Consider the following 26,464-nt stretch of genomic DNA (forward strand, 5'->3'; position numbering starts at 1 on the left):
TAGACAATCGATAGCATAGTGATAGCTAATTTGTCCGAAGCTATTCATATCGATCTTCTCAGCCTGCTTCAGGGCATCAACACCCTTTGCACCGCATGAGAAGGAATTACCCGCATGATGAATGGCGATGGACTGGTAGCTCCAATCATTCTGGGGAATTTTGGCAGGATTCAAAGCCTGCCACGTTTTACGTTCAACAATATTTACCCGGTCAATAATTACTTGTCTTATTTTTTCTTGATCAGCAGCAACGCATGCTGCAGTGGGATTGAGAATTCTGATGATATCTTGATTCAAGGCCCTATGAGTCGAACCATTGGGGAGAATAATAGAGTCCGCGGGTGCTATTCCAAGCATTCTCTGAAATACATAGATCGCTTGGAGTGTTTCGGGAGAAATCCGGCCGTCTTCTTTGATGGGCTGATAGCCGACCTTGCAGTTCATATGACGATTGAGAGCTCGCTGTATCGCTTGTACCTCATGAGGATTGTTTCCAACGGTTTTTCCAATTGGCGAAGTAATTTTAATTTCGGCCATTATTAATATCTTTAATAAAAGGTACGCATCTCAGAGAATCTCACTCCTGCCTACCGCGCTGGCCTGCTGCGCAGCTCCATCGTTTAAGCACCGGTGGCGAGCTGTTCGGGTCGTGCTCGGCAACACAAGACGCAATGTTTTTTTCAAGCGGCCTGGTAACGATGGCCGATGTCCCGGCGTATTCACAAGCCACCCAGTAAACGCGGTCGGTCGGAGCGAGCAGCCACCGCGAAGTGAGAGTCTTGGCTTTGCGCTGCTCGCTGCTGGGCGCCAGTTGGGCCATCTCCTCTGGTGGCCCCGCGTAGAAGGAAATATTGGCGAGAGGATGCGTGTCGTTGCTGCTGCGGGTTTGCCATCCTGCAGCAAAGGCGGTGAGGGGCGTCTGTTGGACCTGGATCGATGGTGGGCAAGCGATTGCCTTGGGAGACGCTGCGGTGGCTGGGGCCTGTTGCGCGACGGCGGCGCCGCTCGCGCCCAAAACAATCAGTAAAAGACTCAGGCCAAATTTATTCGTCATACCGATTACTCCACCACCGAAAAGGCGTCGCCATTGTTGCTGGGGTCCACATACTTCCCTGTCTTGTCCTTGCCGAGAAACATCAAGCGACGCAAGCGGATCGTGCCGCTGCCGGACCATTGATCGACGACCGTGATTCCCGATGCATCTTGGGACACATACAACGCCGCATGGTTGCCAGTGCCTTGGTTTGGGTACTTTCCGTTGACGAAGGTTGCGATGGCGGTGCCCTTCGCGAGCAGCATGTTGCCTTTCACAGCGGCTCCTTCTCTCCAGAGTGGCGTGGCTGGCGCATGGGCGTAGTGCTTGACGAGTGCAACGCAGTGATGCGTGCCAACGAGGGGTTGCTTGGCCAATGACTCTGGGTTGCCGTAGATGTATGACATGCGATTACAGGGACGCCACGCAAACACGCCTGTAGAGGCTCGTTCAGACGCTTGGGGCGGCGGAATTCTAGGAGCGCCATCCAGGATCAAAACGTGACACTGGAAACCACTTGTGCGCAGGCTTTAGCAACTCGCACAGTCCGGTCTTTCTCAAGAAAGTTATGCGTCCTGCAAATACCGCCCCTCCAGCTCCCTCTGCGCAGCAGCTTCCACACCCAGCACATCCACCAGATACGGCTGCACGCCGCCAAAGTCGTTGTCCACCAAGTGCAGGGCGGCGTCCAGAAACTCCTCTTGCACGCGCCACAGCACGCGCAGCACTTCTTCAGGCGCGTGGGTGCCCATGCCGGGCGGGCGCTGGTAGAGCGCGTTGGTGAGCAGGTAGTCGTGCATGACCACGTCACGCGGCACGCCCAGTGTCAGCAGGATGAGGGCGGCGGCGAAGCCGGTGCGGTCTTTGCCTGCGGTGCAGTGGAACACGGTGGGCGCATCGCTGGCCAGCAGCAGGCGGAACAGCTCGGCAAAACGCGGCGCGTTGTCGTGCACAAAGCCGCGGTAGGTGTCTTGCATCAGGCCCACGGCGTCTTGCGCGGTGAGCTGGCGGCCGGTGCGTTGCAGCTCCAGTGCGCGCTGCACCACGGTGGGCTCGATGTGCAGCGGGTGGTAGGCCACGCCGGGCAGCGCATAGGCATAGGCGGCGCTTTCGGCCTGGCCCCGAAAGTCCACCGCGCGAGCCACGCCCAGGTCGGCCAGCAGGGCCTGGTCTTCGGGCGTCAGGCCCGCCAGGTGGTCGGAGCGGAAGATGCGGCGCCATTTCACCGGGCGCCCGCCGTGGCCCACATAGCCGCCGAGGTCACGGAAATTGGTGGCGCCTGCGAGGGGGAGGGATCGGGTGGGGGTTTGCGCTTGCTGCATGGTGCGTGGGATTGAGGTGCGGTGGGGCGAGTGCTGAACCGCCAAGGATAGACGGGCGGTACGGCAGGCACATGTCGCACGCGTGGCTGCTTCGGCCACTGGCTGGCGCGGGTGTGCAGAATCCGGCCATGCAGCGTTTTGTGCCCGCACCCCTTGATCTGCAGCCCTGGCTGGTAGGCGCGGTGGTGGTCGATGCCCCTGCAACTCTGGCGCAGTCGCATTTCCCGGCGATGGTGTCGAGCATTCTGGTGGTGCGGCTGGCGGGCCAAGTGCACTGCCGGGGCGCGCTGGTGCCACCTTCGGCCTGGATCAGCGCCAGCACCACGCCCACCGTGTACGAGCACGGCGGCCCGGTGCGAGCAGTGGGGCTGGTGCTGCAGCCTGCGGCAGCGGCGGCGCTTTTTGCCAACGCGCGTGGGCAGGTCAACACAGCGCGCCCGCTGGCGGAACTGGCTGGCCCCCGGTGGGCCGAAGTGGAGCACGCAGTGAGGGCCACGGCAGACGATGCAACGCGGCTGGAGGTGCTGTGCCAGTTTGTCCGGCAAACGGTTGCACCGCCGTCGCCCTGTGAATCGCAACGGCTGCAGGGGCTGGCCTTGCTGGCTGCGATGGGCCATCGCATGGGCCTGGGCCAGCGGCAATTCGAACGGCGCTTTGTGGCGCACTGGGGCATGGCGCCCAAGCAGTTTGAGGTGATTGCGCGCATGAACAGCGCGCTGGGGCATGCGCTTGCCGCGCCGGGAAGTGCGGTTGCCGGGGCAGAGCTGGCAGCCGACGAAGGCTACTACGACCAGTCGCACATGGGGCGCGACGTGCGCAGGCTCGCGGGCCACCCGTTGCGGGCGCTGGTGCAAGGCACGCGCACCCCGATCAGTGCGCAATGGCCCATGAAGATCGGTGTGCAGGCGCAGAAGACGCTGGCGCACCTGCAAGGCGATCAGGAATTGGTCCGCAGACGCTGAGCCAGGTACAGCGGCATGGCGAAGGCCAGGCCCAGGCACCAGCAGGCGGCGATGTAGGCCCAGCGCCAGGCGCCCCGGGTGCCGTCAGCGGCAACCCAGGCGGAGAACGCCCCAGCCGCCAAGTACACATCCAGGGTGATGGCCGTGGTGAGCGGGTTGGCGAAGGCATCGCTCCAGAAAACCCCGGGCATCACGCTGCCCCCCGACAGGAAATACACCGCGTTGAAATACCAGGGGACTGCCAGGCCGGCAAGAGCCAGGAGAAGAAAAAAGGTGCGCAGGTACCGGTGGTTGTGCATTGTTGTATGGGGCCTCCCACGTGGAGGCCCGGACAGTGGATCAATGCACCGATTGAATCCGCACACCCTGTGGACGGCTAGGAAAAATGCGACTTGTCCGCGCAGGCCGGCCGTGAACTCTTCAGTGCACGTATTTACTGCGCGCGGGGGAGCGATGTGACGGCGCCGTCCACCGGCTGCTCCTGCGCCCCTTTGGGGCAAGGCTGGTCGGTGTAGGTGGTGCGGCCGTCCTGCACGCACTTGCGAGGCTGCGCAGCCAGCGGTTGGGATGCCCCACCCTGTACGGCGCCGGCCCGTGCAGCAGGTTGCTGCTTGCCGGGCGGCAGCGTTTCGGGGCCCGGGCGGGTGATCTTTTTCCAGGCCTGCTCGGCCCAGGGCCCGGCGTGGGGCAACCATTGGTCGTGCGTCCACCACGCGGCGGCGGCAGCGGCAACGAGAATCACCGCTATGGCGGTGAGGACCGTGCGTTCCGAGCGGCTGCGCATGCGGGGGTGTGGCGGATCAGGACCGACGACAGACCGGGGCGGGAGCCAGCGGCGTCAGCGCTGGCGCTGCACGCCCACGTCCATGGTGCCGTAGACGGTGATGCCCGAGGGCTCGCGCGCACCGGCTGCGTCACCAGCGCTGGTGCGTGCGGGCAGGCTGTCGCAGCCCGCAAGTGCCGCCGCAGCAGCAACAGCCAGCACCAGCCTACGCCAGCCGGATGCTCTGACGCTGGTGGCGCTGTGTCGGGCGAAGTCGTGGTGGTGTTTCATGCTGCGTCGCCTCCCAGATGGTTGCCCAGAATGCCGGCCAGCTCGAACATGCCCGCGCTGTCCTTGCCGAACACGGCGCGCAGCTTGTCGTCGGCGACGATGGTGCGCTTGTCCTTGGGGTCCTGCAAGTTGTTGGCCTTGATGTACTCCCACATCTTCTTCACGGCCTCGGGGCGGGCCACCGGTTCGGAGCCGATCACGGCAGCCAGGGCAGCACTGGGGGCCTTGCCTGCGGCGGCCTTGCGGGGTGCCTTGGCGGCTGCGGTCTTGGTGGCCGGGGCCTTCTTGGCGGCAGCAGGCTTTGAGGCTCTTTTGGCTGCAGCGCTTGTCCTGCCTGCGCCACCAGCTCCTGTTTTTGCAGCAGCGCCTGGGCGCGGCGGGAACTTGCTCGGTGCAAACTCGAAGTTGACCTTGCCCGCCTCCTTGTCCCACGCCAGGTGGGCCTTGAAGGCGCGGCGGGTGCGCATGCTCACAAACTTGTCGAGCAGGTCGGTCTTGCCGGTGTCGAGCAGCTTGGTCATCTGCTCGCGCTCCACAGGCTGTTGAAGGATGATCTTGCCGCTCTTGAAGGTGCAGCTGGGCGTGGGCTGGGCGGCGGTGGGCACGGCCTTGCTGCACACGTAGTTGCTGCCGTGCTCATGCACTTCCGAGCCGCAAATGGGGCACGCGCCGAGTGATGCGTCTTCAAACTCCACGATCTCGCCAGATTCTTCGCCCTTCTTGTCGTCGCCAAAGTCGAATTCGAGCTTGTAGTTGTGCGCCTCGTCGTCGTACTTGATGACGATCTCGGACGTGAAAGGCCAGCCCGCCTTGGAGCGGAAGCCTTCCAGCGGGCCGATCTTCTTGTCGCGCAGCAGCGCGTTGGCCTCGGCCGTTTCAAAGGTGCGGCCTGCGGGCGATTTGCCGAAGCTGAAGCCGCAGCCTTCCGAGCCGGGCTTGCCCACGCAGGCAAAGCGGCGGTAGTTCTCTTTGACCACGCCGCCGCAGTTGGGGCACGGCGATTCGAGTGTGGCGTAGTCGCCGGGGATGGTGTCGCGGTCGTATTCCTTGGCCTTTTTTCACCATGCGCTCGGTCATGGCGGCGATCTCCTGCATGAAGGATTCGCGCGTGAGCAGGCCCTTTTCCATCTGTGCGAGCTTGAACTCCCATTCGCCCGTGAGGTCGGCGCGGCACAGTTCTTCCACCTCCAGCCCGCGCAGCAGCGTCATGAGCTGGAAGGCCTTGGCCGTGGGGATGATCTCGCGGCCTTCGCGCAGCATGTATTTTTCGGTCAGCAGGCCTTCGATGATGGCTGCGCGCGTGGCGGGCGTGCCCAGGCCTTTTTCCTGCATGGCTTCGCGCAGCTCGTCGTCGTCGATCTGCTTGCCAGCGCTTTCCATGGCACCGAGCAGCGTGGCTTCCGAGTAGCGGGCGGGGGGCTTGGTCTTGAGGCCCTTGGGGTCCACCTGCAGGGTGTTGACCATTTCACCAGGCTTCACGGGCACCAGGTTCTGGCCCTTGTCGCCGTCCTTGCCGCCTTCGACTTCGTCAGCCGCTTCCTTGCCGTAGATGGCCAGCCAGCCAGGTTTGACCAAGACCTTGCCTTCGGTCTTGAAGCTGTGTGGAGCCACAGTGGAAATACGCGTGGTGACGGTGTATTCGGCGCTTGGGAAGAACACGGCCATGAAGCGGCGCACGACCAGGTCGTACAGCTTCTGCTCAGCCTCGCTCAGGCCGCTGGGCGCCTGCAGCGTGGGGATGATGGCAAAGTGATCGCTCACCTTGCTGTTGTCGAAGATGCGCTTGGACGGGCGCACGTAGTTGTTGTTCAGCGCGGTGAGCGCGTGCGGCGCCAGGTGGCGCATGCCGCTGTCGGCCAGCATCTCGAAGGTCTGCTTGGCCACGGGCAGATAGTCTTCCGGCAGCGCGCGCGAGTCGGTACGCGGGTAGGTCAGGGCCTTGTGGCGCTCGTACAGGCTTTGCGCCAGCGCCAGCGTGGTCTTGGCAGAAAAGCCGAACTTGCCGTTGGCCTCGCGTTGCAGGCTGGTCAAATCGAACAGCAGGGGCGACGCCTGCGTGGTGGGCTTGCTCTCTTCGGTGACCGTCGCCTGCTTGCCGCGCACGGCGTTGGCAATCGCCTGGGCTTCCGATGCAGACCACACGCGGTCGGCGCGGGCTTCCACGTCTTCCGATTTTTTCCATTTGGGGTCGAACCATTTGGCGGGGTATTCACCGGCCTGGGCGCCAAAGGTGGCGTGGATTTCCCAGTAGTCACGGCTGATGAACTTGCGGATCTTTTCTTCGCGCTCCACCACCAGCGAGAGCGTGGGTGTCTGCACGCGGCCCACGGTGGTCAAAAAGAACCCACCGTCGCGCGAGTTGAAGGCCGTCATGGCGCGGGTGCCGTTGATGCCGACCAGCCAGTCGGCTTCAGACCGGCTGCGCGCGGCGTGGGCCAGGCCTGCCATCTGCTGCTCGCTGCGCAGCGCATCGAAGCCATCGCGGATGGCCTGGGGCGTCATGGACTGCAGCCACAGGCGCTTGACGGGCTTGCCAAGACCTTTGCCATCGGGCTTGCTGCCCCCGGCGTACTGCTCGATCAGGCGGAAGATCAGCTCCCCCTCGCGTCCCGCGTCACAGGCGTTGATGAGTTCGGTCACGTCCTTGCGCTTGGCCTGCTTGACGACTGCGTTCAGGCGCGTCTTGGTCTTGTCCACGGGCTTGAGGTCAAAGTACGGCGGAATCACAGGCAGGTGGGCAAAGCTCCACTTGCCGCGCTTCACGTCAAACTCTTCGGGCGCCTGGATCTCCACCAGGTGGCCCACGGCGCTGGTGACTACATAGCGGTCGTTTTCGAAGTGTTCGTCGTGCTTTTCAAACTTGCCCGCCACGGGCGTGAGGGCGCGCACGATGTCTTGCGCTACCGAGGGTTTCTCTGCAATTACCAGGGTCTTGGTCATTTTGGGGCTCTCGCCAGTCGTTCTGGTTGCCCGGGTTCCGGGCGCTTCTACAATTCGTCTCTCACGCGCATGCACACGCATACACGCGCACGCACACATGTGTGCACTATCAAGTTAACAGAGTTTTTGCCATGCCCCGCACCGCACCGCCTGCAACCCCGACCCCCGCGCAGGGGCGTCGCATCCAGACCCGGCGCTCGGGCGTGCATGGCAAGGGCGTTTTTGCCGTGCAGGATATTGCAGAGGGCGAAGTCCTTGTCGAATACACGGGTGAAGTGATCGGCTGGCAGGAGGCGCAGGACCGGCACCCGCACGACCCCTTGCAGCCCAACCACACGTTCTACTTTCATGTGGATGAAGACCACGTGATCGACGCAAAGTTCGGCGGTAATTCGTCGCGCTGGATCAACCACAGCTGCAACCCCAACTGCTACGCCGACGAACGCGACGGCCGCATTTTCATCACCGCGCTGCGCAACATCCAGGCGGGCGAAGAGCTGAACTACGACTACGGCCTGATCATTGAAGAGCGCTACACCCCGAAGCTCAAGGCCGAATACCCCTGCTGGTGCGGCAGCAAGAACTGCCGGGGCACGCTGCTGGCGCCCAAGCGCGGCTGGGCGCCGCCGGTGCCGCTGCCGCCGTCCAGGCCGTCTTCTTCCAAAAAGGCTGCCAAGGCCCCCAAGGCGCCCAAGGCGCCCCAGAAGACCAAGCCGCGGGGCCGCAGCCAGTGAACGCCACGTCCCCGATCCGTTGGCCCGCCGAGGCCATCTGGGAGGCGGTGTCACCGTTGCTGCCGGGCTTTACCGTCGAGGTGCTGCCCACCATCGACTCCACCAACACCGAGCTGATGCGCCGCGCGCGCAACGGCCAGTGCGACCCCACCCTGCTGGTGGCCGAGCAGCAGACGGCCGGGCGCGGGCGGCTGGGGCGGGTTTGGCAAAGCGACGTCGGGGCTTCGCTCATGATGTCCCTGGGCTTGCCGCTGGCCCCCAAGGACTGGTCCGGCCTGTCGCTGGCCGTGGGCGTGAGCGTGGCCGAGAGCCTGCAGCCCGTGCTGCCGCCGCTGGGCACTCACCAGCCGGCCCGCGTCGGCCTGAAGTGGCCCAACGACCTCTGGCTGGGCGGCGTGGCGGGCGACCGCAAGCTGGGCGGCATTCTGGTGGAGACTGCGAGTTTTGTGGCGCCCCAGACGGCGATTGCACCAGGCCATGCAGGCACCGCACGCTATGTGGTGGTGGGCATTGGCATCAACGTGCTGCCGCGCAGTGCCGAGGGCATGAGCATGCCGCCCGGCAGCCTGCAGGAGGTGGAGCCGGGCATGGACGCGCCCACCGCCCTGCTGCGCATCGTGCCGCCGCTGGTGGCCATGCTGCGCTCGTTTGAAGGCTACGGATTTGGCCCCATGCAGCCCCGCTTTGCGGCACGCGACGTGCTGCAGGGCCGCGCAGTGACGCTGAGCGACGGCCACACCGGCACCGCGCATGGCGTGGGCGACGATGGTGCGCTGCTGGTGCATACGGCGGGCGGCATGCAGGCCATCACCAGCGCTGAAATCAGCGTGCGGCCCACTGCGGTGCCACCGGTGTGAAGATGCTGCTTTTGTTGATTCCGATGTTCCTGAAAGGCTGCGCCCCATGCTCCGACTTGCCGTGATCGTGCTGCTGCTGGCCAACGCGGGCTACTACGCGTGGTCGCAGGGGCTGCTCAAGGACTGGGGCTTTGCCCCTGAGGAGCAGGCCGAGCCCCAGCGCATGAACCAGCAGATCCGGCCCGAGACGCTGCAGATCCTGCGTGTGAACCCCAGCCGCACTGCGCCCTCATCGTCCTCGCAGTCTGCGCCCTCCGGCGTGGCGGTGGCCAGCAGCAACGCCAGTTCTGCGCCGTCGTCCCCGTCTGCATCCGACGCCGCGGAATGCCTGCAGGCGGGGGTGTTTGACGAGCGCCAGGCCGAGACCTTGCGCGCCACGCTGGCCCCGCTGCCGCAGGGCAGCTGGCAGCTGGACCCCACCCCCATCCCCGGCCGCTGGATGGTGTACATGGGGCGCTTTGATGACCTGGAGACGATGGACCGCAAGCGCGCCGAGCTGCGCGCCCGCAAGGTGGACCACGACCGCGCCGGTGGCACGCTGGAATACGGCCTGTCGCTGGGGCGTTTCTCGTCCAAGGAAGCGGCCGAGCGCGAGCTCACCAATCTGGCCAACAAGGGCGTGCGCACGGCGCGTGTGCTGCAGGAGCGGCCGGACGCCACCGGCTTCACGCTGCGCCTGCCCGCGGTGACGGACGCGCTGCGCCCGCAGCTCGAACCCCTGCGCACCGCCATGGCCGGCAAGACGCTGCGGGCCTGCAGCTGACGGATAGGCGGTACGGCGGGGCGCAGGCGTTCCCGCACCGTTGATGTCCGCCCTTGGCCGCGACGCGATCAGCCCGGCACAACGGTATCGCGCGCTGCAAAGCGCACACTGAAGCGCGCGCCCGGCGGGTGGTGCCCGGGGCGCGCGTCTTCCAGCGTGACCTCGGCGTCGTGCTTGCGCGCGATCTCCAGCACGATGGGCAGGCCCAGGCCCGAGCCATCGGCCTCGCTGCCCAGCGCCCGGTAGAAGGGCTGGAACACCAGCTCGCGCTCGGCCTCGGGCACGCCGGGGCCCGAGTCTTCCACCTGCAGCAGCAGCACATGGCCAAAGGTGTCGGCCAGCACGCGTGCGGTAACCACGCCGGGCTTGTCGGGCGTGGAGGGCGTGTAGTTGATGGCGTTGTCCACCAGGTTGCGCACGAGCTCCTTGAGCAAGGTGGGGTTGCCGTCCAGCACCATCCCGGGCGAGCCGGGCTCGGCGCCGTCGTAGCCCAGGTCGATGTGCTTTTCCAGCGCGCGCGGCACCGAGTCGCGCACCACCTCGATGACCAGCCGTGCCAGGTCGCAGGGCTGGCGGGCAATGCCCACGCCGCTGCCCTCGGCGCGCGCCAGCGCCAGCAGCTGGTTGACGGTGTGCGTGGCGCGGATGCTCGAGCGGCCGATCTGCTGCAGCGAGCGCTTGAGCTCCTCGGTGCTGGTGCCTTCGCGCTGGGCCAGGTCGGCCTGCATGCGCAGGCCTGCCAGGGGGGTCTTGAGCTGGTGGGCCGCGTCGGCCAGAAAGCGCTTTTGCGTGGCCAGCGAGTCGTTCAGGCGTGTGAGCAGATCATTCACCGACGACACCAGCGGCGCGACCTCCAGCGGCACGGTGCGGTCGTCCAGTGGCGAGAGGTCGTCGGGGTTGCGCGCGCGGATGCGCTGCTCCAGCTGGTTCAGCGGCTGGATGCCGCGCGCCAGCGCCAGCCACACCAGCAGCACGGCCAGCGGCAGGATGACGAACTGCGGCAGCATCACGCCCTTGATGATTTCGGTGGCCAGCACACTGCGCTTTTCGCGGGTTTCGGCCACCTGCACCAGCGCCACGGGCGTGTCCTCCAGCGGCAGCCGCACCCAGATGTAGGCGATGCGGATATCGATGCCCCGCAGCTCCGCATCGCGCAGCCGCACCTCGCCCGACTGGGGAATTTCATCCGCAGGCGGCTGGGGCAGTTCGCGTTCGCCCGAGAGGAATTCACCCCCAGGGCCGATGACCTGGTAGTACACGATGTCGGAATCGTCGGCCCGCAGGATTTCGGTGGCGGGCTGGGGCAGGTTGAACTGGGCCTTGCCCCGCGAGACGCTCACCAGCTGGGCCAGCGCGTGGGCGTTGTATTCGAGTGCGCGGTCAAAAGGCTTGTTGGCCAGGCCCTGGGCCACCAGCCAGGTCAGCGCCAGGCTCACGGGCCACAGCAGCAGCAGCGGCGTGAGCATCCAGTCCAGGATCTCGCCAAACAGGGAGCGCTGCTCGCGCTGGAAGATTTTCAAGGCAGTCGCCGTGGTGGGTTTTGAATGAAATTGGCCTCTGGCGCTTATCCATCAAGCGCGAGTAGCTATCATTTTTTTGACTATCCGGGAATCTTCTCCAGGCAGTACCCCAGGCCGCGCACCGTGGCGATGCGGATGGGCCCGCCCTCGATCTTCTTGCGCAGGCGGTGGATGTAGACCTCGATGGCGTTGTTGCTCACCTCTTCGCCCCATTCGCACAGGCGCTCCACCAGCTGCTCCTTGCTGACCAGGCGCCCAGCGCGCTGCAGCAGCACTTCGAGCAGGCCCAGCTCGCGCGCCGACAGCTCGACCATCTTGCCGTCGATGGTGGCCACACGGCCCGCCTGGTCGTACACCAGCGGGCCGTGCTTGATGGCGCTGCTGGTGCCGCCCATGCCCCGGCGCGTGAGCGCACGCACGCGCGCCTCCAGCTCCTGCAGGGAAAAGGGCTTGGCCATGTAGTCGTCGGCGCCAAAATCGAGGCCCTTCACGCGCTCTTCCACGCTGTCGGCCGCGGTGAGGATCAGCACCGGCAGGGCCGAGCCCCGGCCGCGCAGCTTTTTCAGCACCTCCAGCCCGTGCATGCGGGGCAGGCCCAGATCGAGGATGAGCAGGTCGAACTCGTTGTTGGTCAGCAGGGCCGCGTCGGCCTCGCTGCCGCTGGCGACGTGGTCCACCACGGCCCCCGATGCGCGCAGCGTGCGCAGCAGGCCATCGGCCAGCACCTGGTCGTCTTCGGCAATGAGGATGCGCATGGGGGTTGTCTCCTGGTGGGTGGCTGTGGTCTGGCGCCGCGCCTGTGCCGCGATTTTAGGAGGCACTCGGGCCTGGCGTATCCATCGCGCACATCGGGCCGCCGCAGTGGTCCTGCGCCGGTGCGGCGCAGGTTTGGCTGTGACCTGGCAGGCGCTGGACGGTCAGCGTGGATCGGTGGCGAGCAGCTTGTGCACCAGCGCCTTCAGGTCGGCCTGCAGGCGCGCCATGCCTTCGGGGTGCTGTGCCAGCGTGTGCTCATCCATGTACAGCCGGCGGTTGATCTCCAGCTGGATGCTGTGGCGGTGCTCTGCCGGGTTGCTGTAGCGCCGCACCAGCTCCACGCCCTTGTAGGGGTGGTTGTGCTCCACGCTGTAACCACAGCCGCGCAGGTGCTCGCACACCAGGGCCGACAGCGCGGGGCTTGCGGTGGTGCCGTCGCGGTCGCCCACCACAAAGTCGGCGTGCACCAGGCCCGGAAATTCGGTGGCAAAGCGCCCCGCCACGGCGGGCATCGAGTGGCAGTTGATGTGGATGCTGTAGCCGTGGCACGCGTGCGCGGCGGCAATGGCCTGTTGCACGGCAGCGTGGTAGGGGCGCCAGCAGCGCTCAATGCGCGCGCGCACCTCGGCCACAGAGAGCTGGCGGTTGTAGATCGGCTCGCCTTCGTCGGTGAACTTCCAGATCAGCCCCTTGCCCAGGCGCACCTTGCTGAGCACCGCGGGCTCGGTGGAGACCGGCTCGGTCCATTCGCCGTCGAGCAGGCTGGTGTCCAGCTCGGTGGTGTCGCGGTTGGCATCCAGGTAGATGCGCGGGAAATGGGCTTCGATCCAGGCCACGCCGAGGGCGGGGGCAAAGGCGTAGATCTTCTCGACATGCGTGTCTTCGGCGCGGCGCAGGGTGGGCAGATCGCAGGCCGAACCAAAATCAGCGGGGTATCGGGTGCCGCTGTGGGGGGAATCGAGCACCAGCGGGGTACGGCCGGGCAGGTGGGTGACTTCGGAGGACATGGCTTCGAGGGTAACGCAGTCGGCAAGGGTGCCAGTGTGCGCAATCCGCCAGCGGGCGTCCATGGCGCATTCCCTTGTGTAGTGCCTGCGGACGGGTCAGGGCGGGGCGCCGCCCGCGTAGGCCTCCAGCCCGATGGCCACCACCGTGGCCACCTCGGCGCCGACTTCATCGCGGAACTCCGCCTCGGCCTGCGCGACGGCATCGTGAAACGCCTGCAACCACGCCAGGCCCGTGGGCGTGAAGCGCACGCGCCGCGCGCGCGCATCCAGCGCGTCTGCCTCGCGTGTGACCAGGCCCCAGGCCTCGCACTGGTCCACCAGGTGGGCCATGGCCTGCTTGGTCATGCCCGCGCGCTGGGCCAGGTCGGTCAGCCGGTCGCCCTGCAAGGCCAGGTGGCGGGTGATGTGCACGTGCGCAGCCGTCACCTGGTCACGTGCCGCCAGGTTGGACAGCGCCAGCGGCACTTCGATATTGCGGGCCATGAGCTGCAGCACCCGGGCGTCGAAGCGGCGCAGCGCGCTGCCCATGAGGCGACCCAGGTGGGTTTGCCGCCAGCCGTCGTCGGCCGCCGCAGGCAGGCCGGAGCGAGAAAAATCGGTCATGGTAAATTGTCAGGCAAACTGACCAAATATCGCTTTGTTTTGATTGCATCACTCGCATAAACTACTGTTCAAGCATCCAGCCTGTGATTAACCGCAGAGCGATGCAAGCATCCAACCTGTTGTTTTTCAAGGAGTTTTCTCATGGACGTCGCAGTCAAAGGCACCAACCCGGCATTGCCAGTGAACACCGAAAAGGCCAAGGCCCTGGCCGCCGCGCTCGCCCAGATCGAGAAGCAGTTTGGCAAGGGCACCATCATGCGCCTGGGTGAAGGCGAGGTGATCGAGGACATCCAGGTTGTCTCCACCGGCTCGCTGGGCCTCGACATCGCCCTGGGCGTGGGTGGCCTGCCGCGCGGCCGGGTGGTTGAAATCTATGGCCCTGAATCGTCGGGCAAGACCACGCTCACGCTGCAGGTCATTGCCGAGATGCAAAAGCAGGGCGGCACCTGCGCGTTCGTCGATGCCGAACACGCGCTGGATGTGCAATACGCCCAGAAGCTGGGCGTGCAGCTGTCTGACCTGCTGATCAGCCAGCCCGACACCGGCGAGCAGGCACTGGAAATTGTGGACAGCCTGGTGCGCTCGGGCGCCGTGGACCTGATCGTGGTGGACTCGGTGGCCGCGCTCACGCCCAAGGCCGAAATCGAGGGTGAAATGGGCGACAGCCTGCCTGGCCTGCAGGCCCGCCTGATGAGCCAGGCGCTGCGCAAGCTGACCTCCACCATCAAGAAGACCAACTGCATGGTCATCTTCATCAACCAGATCCGCATGAAGATCGGCGTGATGTTCGGTTCGCCCGAAACCACCACCGGCGGCAATGCGCTCAAGTTCTACGCCTCGGTGCGGCTGGACATCCGCCGCACCGGCACCATCAAGAAGGGTGAAGAGGCCATCGGCAACGAAACCAAGGTCAAGGTGGTCAAGAACAAGGTGAGCCCGCCGTTCAAGACGGCCGAGTTCGACATCCTCTTCGGCGAGGGCATCAGCCGCGAGGGCGAGATCATCGACATGGGCGTGAACGCGAAGATCGTGGAAAAGAGCGGCGCCTGGTACGCCTACAACGGCGAAAAGATCGGCCAGGGCCGCGACAACGCCCGCGAGTTCCTGCGCGAGAACCCCGACCTCGCCCGCGAGATCGAGAACAAGGTGCGCGAGAGCCTGGGCATTGCCCTGCTGCCCGCGGCCCTGGAAGCCGCCCCTGCCGACAAGCCCGCCAAGGTTGCCAAGGGCGAGAAGGAAGACAACAACAAGTAAGCAGGCGGATGCGCGGCCTGTTTTGATGAAATGGGCCGCTGGCGCTTGCTGGTAAAGCGCTAACCGCTACTTATATGAGAGCAAAAGGCGATGGGCTTTGGCACCCTCTCCCTCAAGGGCCGCGCGCTGCGGCTGCTGTCGCAACGCGAACATTCGCGCGCCGAGTTGGCCACCAAGCTGGCGCGCCACGTGCAGGAGGGCGACGATCTCAACGCGGTGCTGGATGACCTGCAGGCCAAGGACTTCATCAACGCCCATCGCGTGGCCGAATCGCTGGTGCACCGCCGCGCCGCGCGCTTGGGCACCCAGCGCCTGGTGCAGGAGCTTCGCAGCAAGGGGCTGGATGACGACCTGGTGCGCGCCACTGCTGAACAACTGCGTGCCACCGAACTGGAGCGCGCCCGCGCCGTGTGGCGCCAGCGCTTTGGCAGCGTGGCCGACGACGCCAAGGAGCGGGCGCGGCAGATGCGCTTTCTGGCCGCGCGCGGGTTCGCGGGCGATGTGGTGCGCCGCGTGGTGCGCGGCGGCGGGCCTGAGGAAGACGACGCCCTGTGACCGCGCAGCCTGTGGGGCTGCGATCGCCAAAATAAGGGTGAAAATGGCCGCTAGCGCTTTACCAGCAAGCGCCAATAGCTACTAAATCAATAGCGATCATGCCCTGCCATTGCAGGGCGTGTCGGTTTACAGGCCCAGCATCAGCTGCAGGTTCTGCACTGCGGCCCCGCTGGCGCCCTTGCCCAGGTTATCGAGGCGCGCCACCAGCACGGCCTGGCGGTGGGTTTCGTTGCTGAACACCCGCAGCTCCAGCTTGTTGGTGTCGTTCAGCGCGGTGGGCTCGAGCTTGCCGTCGTCCGTGGGTGGCAGCACGCTCACCCATTGCGCGGGCGTGTTGCTCTTTGCATAGTGCGAGGCCAGCGCGTCGTGCAGGTCTGCGGCCTTGGGCTGGCCGGGCAGCAGATCCAGATGCAGCGGCAACTGCACCAGCATGCCCTGGCGGAAGTTGCCCACGGCCGGCACAAAAATGGGTCGGCGCGTGAGCCCGGTGTATTTCAAAATTTCGGGCAGGTGCTTGTGCGCGAGGCCCAGTGCATACAGCTCGAACGGCGCCGCCTGGCCTTGCTCATAGGCTTCGATCATGGTGCGTCCGCCGCCCGAATAGCCACTGACGGCGGGCAGCGCGAGCGGGAAATCATGGGGCACGAGGCCTGCATCCACCAGCGGGCGCAGCAGGGCGATGGCGCCGGTGGAATAGCAGCCGGGGTTGGAAACGCGCAGCGCATCGCGCACGGCTTGCGCCTGGCCTGCGGCGAGCTCGGGAAAGCCAAACACCCAGCCGGGTGCCGTGCGGTGCGCTGTGCTGGCGTCGATCACCTTGACCTGGCGGCCGGTGGTCTTTTCGATCTCATCGACCATGGCCACGGTCTCGCGCGCGGCATCGTCGTGCAGGCACAGCACCACCAGATCCACGCCCGCAATGAGGTCGCGCTTGGCAGCGGGGTCCTTGCGCAACTCGGGCGCAATGCTCACCAGCTCCACCTGCGGCATGGCCTGCAGCCGTTCACGGATCTGCAGGCCCGTGGTGCCGGCTTCGCCATCAATAAAGATTCTGGACATCGGAATGCTCCTGCTATGGGGTGGATGCGCCTGTAAGCTTGGCACAAGGGATGGTGCGTTGCAACATGATACAGTCGCCGGTTGCCATGTCCCCAGCCCGCGGCCAGACATTTTGTTGTCCATGGTAAACGGGTAAATACCACCCTTCCCTGAGAGAGACCTCATGAAGATTCACGAATACCAAGGCAAGGAAATCTTGCGCAATTTTGGTGTGCCCGTTCCGCGTGGCATTCCCGCATTCACGGTGCAAGAAGCCGTGGAAGCAGCCCAGAAGCTCGGCGGCCCCGTGTGGGTGGTCAAGGCCCAGATCCACGCCGGTGGCCGTGGCAAGGGTGGTGGCGTGAAGGTGGCCAAATCCATTGACGACGTGAAGGCCCGCGCCAGCGAAATCCTGGGCATGCAGCTGGTCACGCACCAGACCGGCGCCGAAGGCCAGAAGGTCCGCCGCCTGTACATCGAAGACGGCGCCGACATCAAGAACGAACTGTATGTGTCGTTGGTCACCGACCGCGCCACGCAGAAGGTCGCCCTGATCGCGTCCAGCGAAGGCGGCATGGACATCGAGGAAGTGGCCCACTCCACGCCCGAGAAGATCATCACCGAGATGATCGACCCGCTGACCGGCATCACCGAAGCGCAGAGCCGCAAGGTGGCAGCAGCCATCGGATTGAGTGGCGCCTCGATCGACCAGGCCGTGGACATCTTCGCCAAGATCTACAAGTGCTACATGGATACCGATGCGTCGCTGGTGGAAATCAACCCGCTGAACTGCGACTCCAAGGGCAACCTGATGGCCCTGGACGCGAAGTTCAACTTTGACGCCAACGCCCTGTTTCGTCACCCTGAAATCGTGGCCTTCCGCGATCTGGACGAAGAAGATCCGGCCGAAGTGGAAGCCTCCAAGTTCGACCTGGCCTACATCAGCCTGGATGGCAACATCGGCTGCCTGGTCAACGGCGCGGGCCTGGCCATGGCCACCATGGACACCATCAAGCTGTTCGGCGGCGAGCCGGCCAACTTCCTGGATGTGGGCGGCGGTGCCACCCCCGAGAAGGTGACTGAAGCCTTCAAGATCATGCTCAAGAACCCCAAGGTTGAAGGCATTCTGGTCAACATCTTCGGCGGCATCATGAAGTGCGACACCATTGCCACCGGCGTGATCACCGCTTGCAAGGCCGTGAACCTGAACGTGCCGCTGGTCGTGCGCATGAAGGGCACGAACGAAGAGCTGGGCAAGAAGATGCTGGCCGAGTCCGGCCTGCCCATCATCGCTGCAGACACCATGGCCGAAGCTGCGACCAAGATCGTTGCTGCCGTCAAGTAAGCCCGGAGAACACACATGTCGATCTACATCAACAAAGACACCAAGGTCATCACCCAGGGCATCACGGGCAAGACCGGCCAGTTCCACACTGAAAAGTGCCAGGAATACGCGAACGGCAAGAACTGCTTCGTGGCAGGCGTGAACCCCAAGAAGGCGGGCGAGTCGATCTTCAATATCCCGATCTACGCCTCCGTCAAGGAAGCCGCCCAGCAGACCGGCGCAACCGTCTCGGTGATCTACGTGCCCCCAGCAGGCGCTGCGGACGCGATCTGGGAAGCTGTGGAAGCCGATCTGGACCTGGCGATCTGCATCACCGAAGGCATTCCGGTCAAGGACATGCTGATGGTGCGCAACAAGATGAAGGCCAAGGAAGCCGCCGGCGGCAAGAAGACCCTGCTGCTGGGCCCCAACTGCCCTGGCCTGATCACGCCTGACGAAATCAAGATCGGCATCATGCCCGGCCACATCCACCGCAAGGGCCGTATCGGCGTGGTATCCCGCTCGGGCACGCTGACGTACGAAGCCGTGGCGATGCTGACCGAAGTGGGCCTGGGCCAGTCGAGCGCTGTGGGCATTGGTGGCGACCCCATCAATGGTCTCAAGCACATCGACGTGATGAAGGCTTTCAACGACGATCCAGACACCGACGCCGTGATCATGATCGGCGAAATCGGCGGCCCCGACGAAGCCGAAGCCGCGCAGTGGTGCAAGGCCAACATGAAGAAGCCTGTCGTAGGCTTCATCGCTGGCGTGACCGCCCCTCCCGGCAAGCGCATGGGCCATGCTGGCGCGCTGATCTCCGGTGGTGCCGACACGGCTGATGCCAAGCTGGCCATCATGGAAGAGTCGGGCTTCATCATCACCCGCAACCCTTCGGAACTGGGCAAGCTGCTCAAGGCACAGCTCAAGTAATCCCCGGGCCTCCCGCTTCACCCGCTCTGGACACGCCGCAAGGCATGGGTTGGGGCCGTAGGAGCCACGAAAAAGCGTCTGCAACCGCAAGGTTGCGGACGCTTTTTCGCTTCTGACCGTTTTCAATGCCTGTTACTTTCGGTGACAAAAATGGCATGGGCCTCCGGTTCCGCTGCGGGATGCGACAAGAACGGCACAGTGCGTCTTGCCGCCTGTGTGTCTGCACCGCTGCCCGCGCGCTGCACCACACCCGGCCAGCCCCGGCGTAAATATTGCTTTTAAGTGCCACCAATACAGCGAGTGGAACAGCAGCAAGTGGGACGAACAAGATCGGTACGGTGGCTTGGCAGGGGGCGCACCGAAGGGCTGCGTGGCGCGCTGGCTGCTGCTGCCATGGTTGCGCTGTGTGGGGCCACTGGGGTGCTTCAGTGGCTGGACTTCCGGGTGTATGACGCCGCCACCCGCATCACTGCACCGCCTCCGTTGCCGGAAATTGCCGTCATCGGCATCGATGACGCCAGCCTGGCTTCTCTGGGGAGCCCGCCATGGTCTCGTGACCTGTATGCCCGGCTGATTGACCAGCTCTCTTCAGCCGGCGCTCGGACCATCGCACTGACGCCGTCCCTTGCACAGCCTCAGCCCGATCAGGGTCTTGCCTATCTGCGAAAGATGCGCGAAACCCTTGTGCGCGCAGCAGACCCCTCACCGTTGGCCGCGGAACTTGCCCGAACGGTGGACGAGGCGGAGAAGGCGCTGGATGCCGACGCCCGCCTTGCGGCCAGCATCCAGCGGGCAGGCAACGTGTTTCTGACATCGCGCCATGCACTGGCGGGCGGGGCTGGCGCGCCGCTGCCGGCCTATGCCCACCGCAGCGTGCTGCCTGACCCTGCCAGCCTGGCGCTCGCCGCAACATCGGCACAGTATCCCGTGCCAGCCCTTGGATCGGTGGCGGCGGGTGTGGGCCACCACACCTTGGTCGAAGATGAAGATGGACGCCTGCGCCGTGTGCCGCTGGCCCTGCGGTACGACAACGTGGGAATCCCTGCCTTGGCCCTGCTGGTGGCCCGGCACAGCCTTCATCTTGGCCAGGATCAGCTCAGCACCCAGACCGAGCCGAACTCCGTGCGCATCGGCGGGCTGAACATTGCGACGGATGACTTGGCCTTCATGCGCCCGCGCTTTCATGCTGCGCAGGACGGTGTGCCGGCGTTTCCCGTTCTGTCGTTCGCCAGCGTGGTCAACGGCAAGGTGCCCGCCCACACTTTCAAGGACAAGGTGGTTCTGGTGGGCGAAACCAGCGACGCGCTGGTGGAGTCGCGGGTGACCACGAGCGCGGGCACCCTGTACCCGGTGGAGGTCCTTGCGCACACCCTTTCTGCGATACGGCAGGGCTTGGTGGTGCAACGGCCCGCATGGGCAGCGGGCGTATCGTGGGGTATTGCGCTGTGCGCGCTGATGTTTGTGGCACTCGGGCTGCCCCGGCTTTCGCACAGGGTGGGCGGGGTTCTGAGCGTTTCGCTGTTGCTACTTCTGGTGGCCACGGGCTGGGCCCTTCTGCGCCATGCGGGGTGGTGGGTGCCAGTGGCGCCAGGCGCATTGGCCCTGCTGGCAGGATTTGGAGCGTTCACAACGCTGCAGACCCTGGCGAAAGCCCACACGCACTCCTCTGGCGAAACGGCAGAGACCGATCGAATGATGGGGCTCGCCTTGCAGGGACAAGGGCAGCTGGACATGGCCTTTGACCGCCTGCGCCGGGTGCCACCCAGCGATGCGCTGATGGACAACCTCTACCACCTGGCCCAGGACTTCGAGCGCAAGCGCAACCTTGCCAAAGCCAAGTCGGTCTACAAGCACATCCTGCAGCACAACCGCGAATTCAAGGATGCCTACGTGCGCTACCGGCGTGTGCGGGCGCAACTGCACCAGGAGGCGGGAGCCACGCCCTCCAGTACGCCAGCGTCGGTCCCGCCCGGCACCACCAGCGCGCGGTTGCCCGGAGACGCTGCTCCCGGCGTGCCCATGCTGGGCCGCTACCAGATCGACAAGGAACTCGGCAAGGGTGCCATGGGGGTGGTGTATTTGGGCCGCGATCCCAAGATCGGGCGCGTGGTGGCCATCAAAACGCTGGCGCTCGGCGAGGAGTTCGAGGGCGAGGCGCTCATTGATGCACGGGCGCGCTTTTTCCGCGAGGCGGAAACCGCAGGGCGCCTACAGCATCCCTGCATCGTCACAATTTTCGATGCGGGTGAGGAGCACGACCTGGCGTACATCGCCATGGAATTCCTCAAGGGCGCAGACCTCACGCAGGCGTGTCGCGCCGGGCAGCTGTTGCCGGTCGGCACAGTTCTTTCTATCGTGTCGCGCGTGGCCGAAGCGCTGGACTACGCCCATGCACACCAGGTGGTGCACCGCGACATCAAGCCGGCCAACATCATGTTTGACGCTGCCACTGATGCCGTCAAGGTGACGGATTTCGGAATCGCCCGCATTACGGACTCCAGCAAGACCCGCACGGGTCTGGTGCTGGGAACCCCCAGTTTCATGTCGCCCGAGCAACTGGCCGGTAAAAAGGTGGATGGCCGGTCCGACCTGTACTCCCTGGGCGTCATGTTGTTCCAGTTGCTCACCGGCTCGTTGCCATTGCGTGGCGAATCCATGACTGAGCTCATGCACAAGATCGCCACCGTGGACGCACCGGACATCCGCGAGATCCGTCCGGAGCTGCCGCCCGCCGTGGCGCGCGTGGTGGCGCTTGCCCTTCAAAAGCGCCCGGAGGCCCGCTACCAGACGGGTCGGCAGTTCGCCGCCGACCTGCGGCAGGCGGGCGCTGCGGACGGACAGGCGGGGTCGCCCAGGCCGGGGGCAGTCGTCTATGATGCGCTCCGCGATGCAACAGGGCAGGAAATGGCGGATTTTCAGAAAACCGTGATGGAGACACCCGCTGGACGAGGTGCAGCATCCCTGCCGAAACCTGGCGCCCGATGACGCTCGCACCCACATCCATGACCTACGAATTTTTTGCGCGAACCGACAAGGGACGCGTGCGCACCAACAATGAAGATGCGGTGGCGGTCGACCGGGAGGCACAGGTGGCCATCCTCGCCGACGGCATGGGCGGCTACAACGCAGGCGAAGTGGCCAGCGGCATGGCCACCACCTTCATCCGCACGGAAATGGCGCGCTGGCTGGGGCAGGCAGGCCCGACGCCGCAATCCACGGACGTGCGCCGGGCTCTGGAGATCTGCGTCGAGAACGCCAACCACGCCATTCTGGGCGCGTCGCTTTCCAACCCGCAGTACGCGGGCATGGGCACCACACTGGTGGTCGGTGTGTTTCATGGCAGCCGGCTGATCCTGGGTCATATCGGTGATTCGCGTTGCTACCGCCTCAGGGACGGCAAGATGCAACAGATCACCCGCGACCATTCCTGGCTGCAGGAACAGGTCGATGCGGGGCTTCTCACGGCGCAACAGGCCGCTCTTTCCTCCAACCGCAACCTTGTCACCCGCGCTCTGGGCGTAGAGCCCAACGTGATGATGGAGGTCAACGAGTTCCAGGTTGCACCGAACGACCTGTTCCTGATGTGCTCGGACGGGCTCACGGACATGGTCACCGACGCGGATCTGGTGGAACTGGTGCGCGCCCCGCTGCCCCTCGAAGAAAAGGCAACCCTGCTCATCGAGACCGCCAATGCCAATGGCGGTCGTGATAATGTCAGTGTGCTGCTGGTGCAAGCGGCCGCTGCAGGCAAGAAGCGCGGCCTCATGTCTCGTTTGCTGGGTGCCGCCTGAATGGCCCCGACTACAACAATTACTCATCACATCAGGAGTGGATCATGCCCAGAATGATCGTTTCAATCGACGGCGTCGTCATCAAGGAGGTGCAGCTGACCAAAGAGCGCACCACGCTCGGTCGCCGTCCCTATAACGACATTGTGATCGACAACCTCGCGGTGAGTGGCGAGCACGCCGTCATCCACATGACGGGCGATGACGTGGAAATTGAAGACCTGGGCAGCACCAACGGCACCTACGTCAACGCCAAGGCCGTCAAGCGCCAGGAACTGCGCAATGGCGATACCGTGGAAGTGGGCAAGTACAAGATCCGCTTCCTGCACGAAGCGGAAGGCCAGAACTTCGAGAAGACCATGATCTTCAAGCCGGGCATGGTGCCGCCCTTGGCCACGGCCTCGCGCCCCGCCCCCTTGGCTGCTGCGCCTGCTGCGGCACCCATTTCGGCCGTGATCCGGGTGATGTCGGGCGCCGCAGCCGGCCGCGAAGTGTCGTTGCAAAAAGTGGTCACCACCATCGGCAAGCCGGGTGTGGCGGTAGCCTCCATCACCAAGCGCCACCAGGGATTCGTGCTGGCCCACGTGGAAGGCCCCGAAATGCCATTGCTCAACGGTGCATCCATCGGAGCGTCGCCCGTGCCGCTCAAGCACGGAGACCGGCTGGAGTTGGCAGGCACGGAGATGCAGTTCGAGCACGGCTGATCGCCCAGCGGGCGGCACGTCCGGACACCGCGCCAAAAACCATGACCCTGCAGCCTTGGCCAATGTTGCGGCGACATGGGCGGCGCATGCTGGTGACGCTGATCCCTTTGGCGTTCGCCCTGCTGCATATTTCTGGCACCCTGCATCTGCAGGTGCTGGAGCGGCTGGAAAACATCATCTACGACACCCGGCTGCGCGCGACCATGCCGCGCACGCTGGATGAGCGCATCGTCATCGTCGACATCGATGAAAAAAGCCTGGAGCGCGTCGGGCACTGGCCCTGGGGGCGGGACAAACTGGCGGCTCTGGCGCACGAACTGTTTGAACGCCAGCAGGCGGCGGTAGTGGGCTTTGACGTCCTCTTTGCCGAAGCTGACGGGAGCTCGGGCCTCCCCAACCTCCAGCGCCTCGCACAGGGGGCATTGCGGGACCAGGCGGGGTTCCGCGAACAGCTGGAGCAACTGGCCCCCTCACTGAACTATGACGCCCTCTTTGCCAGCGCACTTCAAGGGCGGCCTGCAGTTTTGGGCTATTACTTCACCAGTGACCGGGACGGAAGAGCCAAAGGATCGTTACCAGCGCCCGCCTTGCCCGCCGAGAGACTTCGCGACCTGCCCTTGCGTGCAACATCCTGGGGCGGCTACGGGAGCAATATCGAAGAACTGGCGCGTGCAGTTCCAGTGGCAGGTTTCTTCAACTCCATCACCGATGACGACGGGGTTGTCCGATCACTTCCCTTGCTCGCGGAGTATCAGGGCAAGTACTACGAGTCGCTGGCCTTGGCGATGTTTCGTGCCCTGCTGGAGCTGCCCGACATCCACCCTGACTACGTCAATGCCCACCCCCAGGGCGAGCACGATACGCTGCGCAGCATTGTGCTGCGCCAGCATGGCCGGGAGCTTGCACTCCCGGTGGACGACAAGCTTGCAACGCTGATCCCCTTTCGCGGGCCCGGCGATGTGGATGGGGGGTCATTCCGGTATGTCTCCGCATCCGACGTTCTGGATGGAAGGCTGCCTGCCAGCAGTCTTCAGGGAAAGCTGTTGCTCGTCGGCTCGACCACTCCGGGCTTGCTCGATCTGCGTGTAACGCCCGTTGGCAGAACCTACCCGGGCGTGGAAGCGCATGCCAACATGCTTTCTGCGTTTCTCGACGGCAAGAGCATCGTCCGCCCGGACTATGCAGTGGGCTTTGACGTCGCCCAGCTGTTTTGCACCGGCGCCCTTCTGGCCATCGCCTTGCCCCTGCTTTCCGCCACGTGGGCAGTGCTGCTCAGTGTGGCGGTAGTTGCCATGCTTGCGGGCGTCAATCTGTGGCTCTATTTCGCACAGGGCCTGGCGCTGCCACTGGCAACGGTGACGGTGATGGCGATCGCTGCCTTCGCACTGAACATGGTTTACGGCTATTTTGTAGAGAGCCGGGCCAAGCGCGAACTGGCTGCGCTGTTTGGAACCTACGTACCCCCCGAGCTGGTGGACGAGATGGTCAAGCAGCCGGAAAACTACAGCATGCAGGCGGCCAGCCGCGAACTCACGGTGATGTTCTGCGACATGCGGGGTTTTACCGCACTGTCCGAGCAAATGGACCCCTTGCAACTGCAGGCCCTGCTCAACGACGTTTTCAGCCGGCTCACCCACATCATCCGCAGCCATCAGGGAACCATTGACAAGTACATGGGCGATTGCGTGATGGCGTTCTGGGGCGCCCCGGTGCCCATGCAGGAGCACGCCCAGCGTGCAGTGCAGGCGGCGCTGGACATGGAGCGCGCGGTCGAGCAGTTCAACGCCTCCAACCGCGAACGCGGGCTACCTGAAATCGGCATCGGTATCGGGCTCAACACCGGCACTATGTGCGTGGGCGACATGGGCTCGGACATTCGCCGCAGCTACACGGTGATCGGTGACGCCGTCAACCTGGCTTCGCGCCTGGAAGGCCTGTCCAAACACTATGGCGTACGCACGGTGGCGAGCGCCTCCACCCAAGCCCAGGCGCTCCGGTTCGCCTGGCAGGAACTCGACCGTGTGCGCGTCAAAGGCAAGGCCCAGGCGGTCGCCATTTTTTCGCCGGTCGCGCTGCAGGATGCGCTAACCCCCCAAAAAACCCGGGAAATCGCCATCTGGCAGCGGTGTCTTGACGCCTACCGTGCTCAAGACTGGGCAGAATGCAGCAAGCTGCTGACGGACTTGAACCAGACCACTGTGCCCACCGCCCTCTACGACCTGTACACCGCCAGAGTCAAAGGCCTGGAGGGACAAGTCCGCGACCCCAATTGGGATGGCTCCACCACTTTTGACACCAAGTAGATAACAAGGATGAGCCCATGAAGGTACGCGTACTGGGCTGCTCCGGAGCCATCGCCAAAGGCTGTCGGACCACCTCGTTTCTGATGGACGAAAGCGTTCTCATCGACGCAGGCACGGGTGTGGGCGACTTGACGCTGGACGAAATGCGCAAGATCGATCACGTTTACCTCACGCATTCGCATCTGGATCACATCGCGGCGTTGCCGCTGATGCTCGACGCCGTTTCTTCGCTGCGCCAGACACCCGTGCAAATTCATGCTTTGCCCCAGACCCTGGAAGTGCTGAGCAAACACATCTTCAACAACATTATCTGGCCAGACTTCTCGTCCATTCCGTCGGCCGACAATCCTTTCATGCGGTTTTGCCCACTGCATGTGGGCGAGCAACGCGCGACGGTAGGGGTTGTCGTCGAGGCCCTGCCAGCTGTCCACACCGTACCCGCTGTGGGGTATGCCGTTCGGGGCCAGGATCGCAAAGAATGGTGGGTCTTCAGCGGCGACACCGAACGAAACCCGGCCTTCTGGGAGCGCGTGAACGAGTTGCCCGTGGCCATGCTGGTCATGGAGACCGCCTTCAGCGAACGCGAGAGCGCCCTGGCCCGCCGCAGCCTGCACCTGTCGCCACAGAGCTTGTTGGCGGAGCTGCGGCAATTCAACCAGCGGAGATGTCCGGTGTACATCACGCACACGAAGCCTGCGGAAACGGACATCATCATGGGCGAAATCGGTGACTTGCTCGCCCTCCAGGTTGCCAGCCCTTCGGATGAAGGCCCACCACTCAGTGTTCAGTGGTTACTGGCGGGGCAGGAGTTCACCTTGTAGCTGGCGTTGTTTGCGTTCCTGCACCGCTCGTGCCCCACGTGCCTGACTGACAAAACCCGCACAGCTTGCAACAAAGTATGAATTTGGTGACAGTCATGGCAGGACAAAAATGTCATGCGCGCCCGAAGTGGGAGCCACTTGCCTGTTTCGCTACGCTAGTGCATGCGGGGGCTGCCTCTCTGGCCCGCTCTTC

At 64.5% G+C, this 26,464-nt stretch carries 25 protein-coding genes and 1 pseudogene; 13 read left to right on the forward strand and 13 right to left on the reverse strand.

Translation table 11 applies throughout. The features are described from left to right. The 4 genes from KYG_RS24270 to KYG_RS05235 all read right to left on the reverse strand — a co-directional run. A partial coding sequence (locus KYG_RS24270) for a peptidoglycan-binding protein (protein ID WP_139019298.1) occupies window positions 1–537 on the reverse strand: 537 nt, incomplete at its 3' end. A gap of 40 nt (window positions 538–577) precedes the next feature. Further along, entirely contained in the window at window positions 578–1,054 is a 477-nt protein-coding gene (locus tag KYG_RS05225) for an STY0301 family protein (RefSeq protein WP_008903800.1), read from the reverse strand. Window positions 1,055–1,059: 5 nt separating this feature from the next. Next, the gene (locus tag KYG_RS05230) at window positions 1,060–1,440 is read right to left on the reverse strand and encodes a BPSL0067 family protein (protein WP_034693281.1); all 381 of its coding nucleotides are present in this window, start codon (window positions 1,438–1,440) and stop codon (window positions 1,060–1,062) included. A gap of 159 nt (window positions 1,441–1,599) precedes the next feature. Next, on the reverse strand, window positions 1,600–2,355 hold the full coding sequence (locus KYG_RS05235) for a tyrosine-protein phosphatase (protein ID WP_008903802.1): 756 nt from the start codon (window positions 2,353–2,355) through the stop codon (window positions 1,600–1,602). 71 nt (window positions 2,356–2,426) lie between these two features. Between KYG_RS05235 and KYG_RS05240 the strand changes: the two genes are divergently transcribed. After that, window positions 2,427–3,317, forward strand: a complete 891-nt coding sequence (locus KYG_RS05240; protein ID WP_008903803.1) for a helix-turn-helix domain-containing protein — start codon at window positions 2,427–2,429, stop codon at window positions 3,315–3,317. Here KYG_RS05240 and KYG_RS05245 read toward each other — a convergent pair. The 4 genes and pseudogenes from KYG_RS05245 to KYG_RS05260 all read right to left on the reverse strand — a co-directional run bounded on the left by KYG_RS05245 (window position 3,293) and on the right by KYG_RS05260 (window position 7,311). Beyond that, on the reverse strand, window positions 3,293–3,616 hold the full coding sequence (locus tag KYG_RS05245) for a DUF2834 domain-containing protein (protein WP_008903804.1): 324 nt from the start codon (window positions 3,614–3,616) through the stop codon (window positions 3,293–3,295). The two genes, KYG_RS05240 and KYG_RS05245, sit on opposite strands and share 25 nt — an antisense overlap. A gap of 134 nt (window positions 3,617–3,750) precedes the next feature. Continuing rightward, window positions 3,751–4,101, reverse strand: a complete 351-nt coding sequence (locus tag KYG_RS05250; protein WP_008903805.1) for a DUF4124 domain-containing protein — start codon at window positions 4,099–4,101, stop codon at window positions 3,751–3,753. A gap of 54 nt (window positions 4,102–4,155) precedes the next feature. Further along, on the reverse strand, window positions 4,156–4,371 hold the full coding sequence (locus tag KYG_RS05255; RefSeq protein WP_008903806.1) for a hypothetical protein: 216 nt from the start codon (window positions 4,369–4,371) through the stop codon (window positions 4,156–4,158). Beyond that, a pseudogene (locus KYG_RS05260) lies at window positions 4,368–7,311 on the reverse strand (DNA topoisomerase III). The gene KYG_RS05255 and the pseudogene KYG_RS05260 overlap by 4 nt, the downstream one beginning before the upstream one ends. 131 nt (window positions 7,312–7,442) lie before the next feature. On the opposite strand from KYG_RS05260, the gene KYG_RS05265 reads away from it, so the two are divergent. From KYG_RS05265 to KYG_RS05275, 3 genes are read left to right on the forward strand one after another with little or no spacing between them, the layout of a single operon-like run. Then, window positions 7,443–8,045: an SET domain-containing protein gene (locus KYG_RS05265; protein WP_008903807.1), complete on the forward strand. Its 603-nt coding sequence runs from the start codon at window positions 7,443–7,445 to the stop codon at window positions 8,043–8,045. Further along, a complete protein-coding gene (locus tag KYG_RS05270) occupies window positions 8,042–8,902 on the forward strand; it encodes a biotin--[acetyl-CoA-carboxylase] ligase (protein WP_008903808.1) in 861 nt (286 codons plus the stop codon). The genes KYG_RS05265 and KYG_RS05270 overlap by 4 nt, the downstream gene beginning before the upstream one ends. A gap of 46 nt (window positions 8,903–8,948) precedes the next feature. After that, window positions 8,949–9,665, forward strand: coding sequence for an SPOR domain-containing protein (locus tag KYG_RS05275; protein WP_008903809.1), 717 nt, complete (start codon window positions 8,949–8,951; stop codon window positions 9,663–9,665). Between the two features lie 68 nt (window positions 9,666–9,733). On the opposite strand, the gene KYG_RS05280 is transcribed toward KYG_RS05275, so the two are convergent. The 4 genes from KYG_RS05280 to KYG_RS05295 all read right to left on the reverse strand — a co-directional run bounded on the left by KYG_RS05280 (window position 9,734) and on the right by KYG_RS05295 (window position 13,551). After that, window positions 9,734–11,185, reverse strand: a complete 1,452-nt coding sequence (locus tag KYG_RS05280) for a sensor histidine kinase (protein WP_008903810.1) — start codon at window positions 11,183–11,185, stop codon at window positions 9,734–9,736. An 80-nt stretch (window positions 11,186–11,265) separates the two neighbouring features. Next, window positions 11,266–11,940: a response regulator transcription factor gene (locus tag KYG_RS05285; protein ID WP_008903811.1), complete on the reverse strand. Its 675-nt coding sequence runs from the start codon at window positions 11,938–11,940 to the stop codon at window positions 11,266–11,268. Window positions 11,941–12,102: 162 nt separating this feature from the next. Continuing rightward, a complete protein-coding gene (locus KYG_RS05290; protein WP_034693315.1) occupies window positions 12,103–12,948 on the reverse strand; it encodes an N-formylglutamate amidohydrolase in 846 nt (281 codons plus the stop codon). Between the two features lie 96 nt (window positions 12,949–13,044). Further along, a complete protein-coding gene (locus KYG_RS05295) occupies window positions 13,045–13,551 on the reverse strand; it encodes a MarR family winged helix-turn-helix transcriptional regulator (RefSeq protein WP_008903813.1) in 507 nt (168 codons plus the stop codon). Between the two features lie 141 nt (window positions 13,552–13,692). Here KYG_RS05295 and recA point away from each other — a divergent pair, with 141 nt between their 5' ends. Together recA and recX are read left to right on the forward strand one after the other, a co-directional pair. Further along, the gene (recA, locus tag KYG_RS05300; RefSeq protein WP_008903814.1) at window positions 13,693–14,805 is read left to right on the forward strand and encodes a recombinase RecA; all 1,113 of its coding nucleotides are present in this window, start codon (window positions 13,693–13,695) and stop codon (window positions 14,803–14,805) included. Window positions 14,806–14,895: 90 nt separating this feature from the next. After that, window positions 14,896–15,360, forward strand: coding sequence for a recombination regulator RecX (recX, locus tag KYG_RS05305; RefSeq protein ID WP_008903815.1), 465 nt, complete (start codon window positions 14,896–14,898; stop codon window positions 15,358–15,360). A 126-nt stretch (window positions 15,361–15,486) separates the two neighbouring features. On the opposite strand, the gene argC is transcribed toward recX, so the two are convergent. Then, window positions 15,487–16,419 (reverse strand): N-acetyl-gamma-glutamyl-phosphate reductase, encoded by a 933-nt coding sequence (argC, locus tag KYG_RS05310; RefSeq protein ID WP_008903816.1) that lies wholly within the window; start codon window positions 16,417–16,419, stop codon window positions 15,487–15,489. A gap of 163 nt (window positions 16,420–16,582) precedes the next feature. On the opposite strand from argC, the gene sucC reads away from it, so the two are divergent. The 7 genes from sucC (at window position 16,583) to KYG_RS05345 (ending at window position 26,271) form a co-directional block, all read left to right on the forward strand. Then, on the forward strand, window positions 16,583–17,743 hold the full coding sequence (gene sucC / locus KYG_RS05315) for an ADP-forming succinate--CoA ligase subunit beta (RefSeq protein WP_008903817.1): 1,161 nt from the start codon (window positions 16,583–16,585) through the stop codon (window positions 17,741–17,743). Window positions 17,744–17,758: 15 nt separating this feature from the next. Next, window positions 17,759–18,655 (forward strand): succinate--CoA ligase subunit alpha, encoded by an 897-nt coding sequence (gene sucD / locus KYG_RS05320; protein WP_008903818.1) that lies wholly within the window; start codon window positions 17,759–17,761, stop codon window positions 18,653–18,655. Window positions 18,656–19,048: 393 nt separating this feature from the next. Continuing rightward, entirely contained in the window at window positions 19,049–21,640 is a 2,592-nt protein-coding gene (locus KYG_RS05325) for a CHASE2 domain-containing serine/threonine-protein kinase (protein WP_008903819.1), read from the forward strand. 17 nt (window positions 21,641–21,657) lie between these two features. After that, the gene (locus tag KYG_RS05330) at window positions 21,658–22,446 is read left to right on the forward strand and encodes a Stp1/IreP family PP2C-type Ser/Thr phosphatase (protein ID WP_085942508.1); all 789 of its coding nucleotides are present in this window, start codon (window positions 21,658–21,660) and stop codon (window positions 22,444–22,446) included. 44 nt (window positions 22,447–22,490) lie between these two features. Beyond that, on the forward strand, window positions 22,491–23,147 hold the full coding sequence (locus KYG_RS05335; protein WP_034693286.1) for an FHA domain-containing protein: 657 nt from the start codon (window positions 22,491–22,493) through the stop codon (window positions 23,145–23,147). Window positions 23,148–23,188: 41 nt separating this feature from the next. Then, window positions 23,189–25,450 carry a CHASE2 domain-containing protein gene (locus KYG_RS05340; RefSeq protein WP_237707206.1) on the forward strand — a complete coding sequence of 754 codons (2,262 nt, stop codon included), beginning with the start codon at window positions 23,189–23,191 and terminating at the stop codon, window positions 25,448–25,450. 17 nt (window positions 25,451–25,467) lie between these two features. Beyond that, window positions 25,468–26,271 carry a 3',5'-cyclic-nucleotide phosphodiesterase gene (locus KYG_RS05345; RefSeq protein WP_008903823.1) on the forward strand — a complete coding sequence of 268 codons (804 nt, stop codon included), beginning with the start codon at window positions 25,468–25,470 and terminating at the stop codon, window positions 26,269–26,271. Window positions 26,272–26,464 lie beyond the last annotated feature (193 nt).

Source organism: Acidovorax sp. NO-1, assembly GCF_000238595.1.
Classification (GTDB): Bacteria; Pseudomonadota; Gammaproteobacteria; order Burkholderiales; family Burkholderiaceae_C; genus Acidovorax.